General features: G+C 31.6%; 3 protein-coding genes and 1 other RNA gene. 3 read left to right on the top strand and 1 reads right to left on the bottom strand.

The genetic code is table 11. The features are described from left to right. Positions 1-34 precede the first annotated feature (34 nt). Genes ACMOUI_RS12065 through efp form a run of 3 tightly spaced genes read left to right on the top strand, consistent with a single transcriptional unit; the run spans position 35 to position 2,732 of the window. Positions 35-991 carry an NADH:flavin oxidoreductase gene (locus tag ACMOUI_RS12065; RefSeq protein WP_418965940.1) on the top strand — a complete coding sequence of 319 codons (957 nt, stop codon included), beginning with the start codon at positions 35-37 and terminating at the stop codon, positions 989-991. After that, positions 991-2,157: an elongation factor P maturation arginine rhamnosyltransferase EarP gene (earP, locus tag ACMOUI_RS12060; protein ID WP_418965939.1), complete on the top strand. Its 1,167-nt coding sequence runs from the start codon at positions 991-993 to the stop codon at positions 2,155-2,157. Before ACMOUI_RS12065 ends, earP begins: the two co-directional genes overlap by 1 nt. A gap of 11 nt (positions 2,158-2,168) precedes the next feature. Continuing rightward, positions 2,169-2,732 carry an elongation factor P gene (gene efp / locus ACMOUI_RS12055; RefSeq protein ID WP_418965938.1) on the top strand — a complete coding sequence of 188 codons (564 nt, stop codon included), beginning with the start codon at positions 2,169-2,171 and terminating at the stop codon, positions 2,730-2,732. A gap of 77 nt (positions 2,733-2,809) precedes the next feature. Here efp and ffs read toward each other — a convergent pair. Then, positions 2,810-2,909, bottom strand: an RNA gene (gene ffs, locus ACMOUI_RS12050) — signal recognition particle sRNA small type. Positions 2,910-3,142: the final 233 nt, after the last annotated feature.

Below are 3,142 nucleotides of genomic sequence, written 5' to 3'. Positions count from 1 at the left end.
CTATAAAATTTGTATGAGAAAGTGAGGAAAAAGAGTGAATTTATTTACTCCTTTAGATATAAAAAATAAAAAATTAAAGAACAGAGTAGTTTTACCTCCACTGGTTAGATTTTCTATGGTGGGAAAAGATGGTTATGTGACAGAGGAACTTTTAGAATGGTATAGAGATGTTGCAGAGGGTGGAACAGGATTGATTATTGTTGAAGCTAGTTGTGTGGCTGAAGATGGAAAATTGAGGGATAATCAGATAGGAATATGGGACGACTCTTTTATTGAAGGACTATCAAGAGTGGCACAGATAGGAAAAGATAATGATGTACCAATGCTGATTCAAATTCATCATGCTGGATTTAAAGAGAGAGTTGCAGATGTTTCTGAGGAGAGTTTAGATAGAATCCTGAACCAGTTTATAGAGGCTTTTAAAAGAGCTAAAAAAGCAGGATTTGATGGGATAGAGATACATGGAGCACACACGTATTTAATTTCACAGCTAAACTCTAGACTATGGAATAAAAGAGAGGATAAGTATGGAGGTTCTTTTGAGAAAAGGATGTATTTCACAAGAACATTGATAGAGCAAACAAGGGATCTATTTGATGATAACTTTATACTGGGGTATAGAATGGGAGGAAATGAACCAGAGTTAGAGGATGGAATAGCCATTGCCAAATATTTAGAAAGTATAGGTGTAGATTTAATTCATGTATCCTCTGGAGTTCCAAATCCAGAAAAAAAGCAAGTTGAGAAAATAGATATACCAAAGGATTTTCCTTTTGATTGGGTAGTTTACCTTGGCGTAGAGATTAAAAAACATGTGAATATTCCTGTAATTGGAGTGAGAAACATAAAGACTGAGGAGCAGGCGAGCACTTTAATAGAGAGTGGTATGTTGGATTTAGTTGCCATAGGTAGAGGAATGATAGCTAGGCCAAACTGGGTGGAATATGCTAAGAAAGAGTATTATAAAAGAACAGGAAAAATGGTGAAATAATGGATATAAAAAGTCTAGATATTTTTTGTGAGATTATCGATAATTTTGGAGATATTGGTGTAGTTTATAGACTTGCCAAAGAGTTAAAAAATCTCTACGGTGATAGGGTTGAAATAAGAGTATTTTTGAATAGAGTAGATGAATTTATAAGTATAAATAAAAAGGCCAAACTTGTGGAATATCAAGAGATTGATGGGATTATTTATATAACAAATGAATATTTAGCTAAAAATATATGTACATTTTCTCCTGCAAATGTTATAATAGAAGCCTTTGGATGTAATATTTTAGAGGAGTATTTAGAGAGAGCAAAAGTGGAGTCATCCCTTTTGATAAATTTAGAATATTTATCTGGTGAGGATTGGATAGAGGATATCCATCTGATGGAGTCACCTCTTGGAGCTCCAAAGTTAAAAAAATACTTCTTTATGCCTGGATTTACAGAAAAAACAGGTGGAGTAATTGTAGATAGTCTGTTTTTAGATAGAAAAAAAAGTGTTTTAAAAAATAAAGATGTGTATCTTAATAAATATATACCTGAGATAGAAAAAGAGGATTATTTTATTGGAACAATATTTAGTTACGAAAAAAACTTTTTACCACTTTTAGATGTCTTAATAGAAAATAAGAGGAAAAACTGTTTGTTAATATTAGGGAAAAAGTCTCAAACAAGCATAAAATCTATAATTCAAGATTTAGATGGTGTGACCTCTAAAGATGATATTTATCAGTATAGAAATATCATGTTTAAGTTTATGCCCTTTTTAGAGCAAGAGGAGTATGAAGAGCTCATAAATTTAGTTGACTATAACTTTGTGAGAGGAGAGGATTCTTTTGTGAGAGCTCTACTGACAGGAAAACCATTTATTTGGCATATATATCTACAAGATGAGATGGCACATATGGATAAAATAGAGGGATTTGTAGGAAAATATAGAGATACTTTGGAAAAAGTAGGGTTAAAAGGAGCACTAGATACACACATAGAGCTATTAAGAGATTATAATTTAAGAGACAGTAACTCATTAGAGTTGGGAAAAGAAAGCTTTGATAACTTTTTTAAAAAGTTTGAAGAGATTTCTAAACTTTCTCAAAACTATTCTGAGTATATTGAATTAAAGTGTAATCTTATAGATAAATTAAATGAATTTATTTTAAAATATTAGGAGGTTAAATTATGAAATTTGCTCAAGAATTAAGAGCTGGAAGCACAGTAAAGATCGGAAACGAACCTTTCGTGATTTTAAAAGCAGAGTATAACAAATCAGGAAGAAACGCTGCTGTAATGAAGTACAAAATGAAAAACTTATTAAACGGAAATATATCTGATGCTATATATAAAGCAGACGATAAAATGGACGATATCAGACTTGATAAAGTTAGAGCTGTTTATTCATACAATGATGGAGATTTCTATGTATTCTCAAACCCTGAGACTTGGGATCAAATCGAGTTAAAAGAAGAGGATTTAGGAGATGCTATAAACTACTTAGAAGAGGGAATGGAATTAGAGGTTGTTTACTATGAGTCAACTCCAGTTGCTGTAGAATTACCTACATTCGTTGAGAGACAAGTAACTTATACTGAGCCTGGATTAAGAGGAGATACTTCTGGAAAAGTTATGAAACCAGCTAAAATAAACACTGGATTCGAAATTCAAGTACCTTTATTCGTAGAGCAAGATGAGTGGATCAAAATCGATACAAGAACAAATGATTACGTAGAGAGAATTAAAAAGTAATAAAAATTAGGTTGGAGAGACACTCTTCAACCTTTTTTATCTATTCGGAAATATACAAAAAATAAAAATGCCACAAGGAGTGGTAGGAGTTATCTTATACCCGTATTAAATACCTTAGTGCTGCTTCCTTCCAGACCTGACACGGTTCGATACTAATACGCCATAAGGCTCCTATCACCACACTTGTGACATATGTAATTATATCATCAAATAAAAAAAAATACAAGTAAAAAAATTAGAAAATATTTTTAAAGAAGTTTTTAATTTTATTTTTCTTTTCCTTAACAGTGTTTTCATACTTGCTCTTCAATTGAGATTCTAAAAAATCATTGAAAGATTGTCTATTAACTATGAGTGTTCTTTTAACTTCCATGGGAATAGAGGTCTTTATAGTAACAATCTCCATATTA

The organism is Cetobacterium sp., assembly GCF_048470075.1.
GTDB lineage: Bacteria > Fusobacteriota > Fusobacteriia > Fusobacteriales > Fusobacteriaceae > Cetobacterium_A.
The sequence above is the reverse complement of the archived record's forward strand: the minus strand, read 5'-3'. Positions and strand labels throughout refer to the sequence as shown.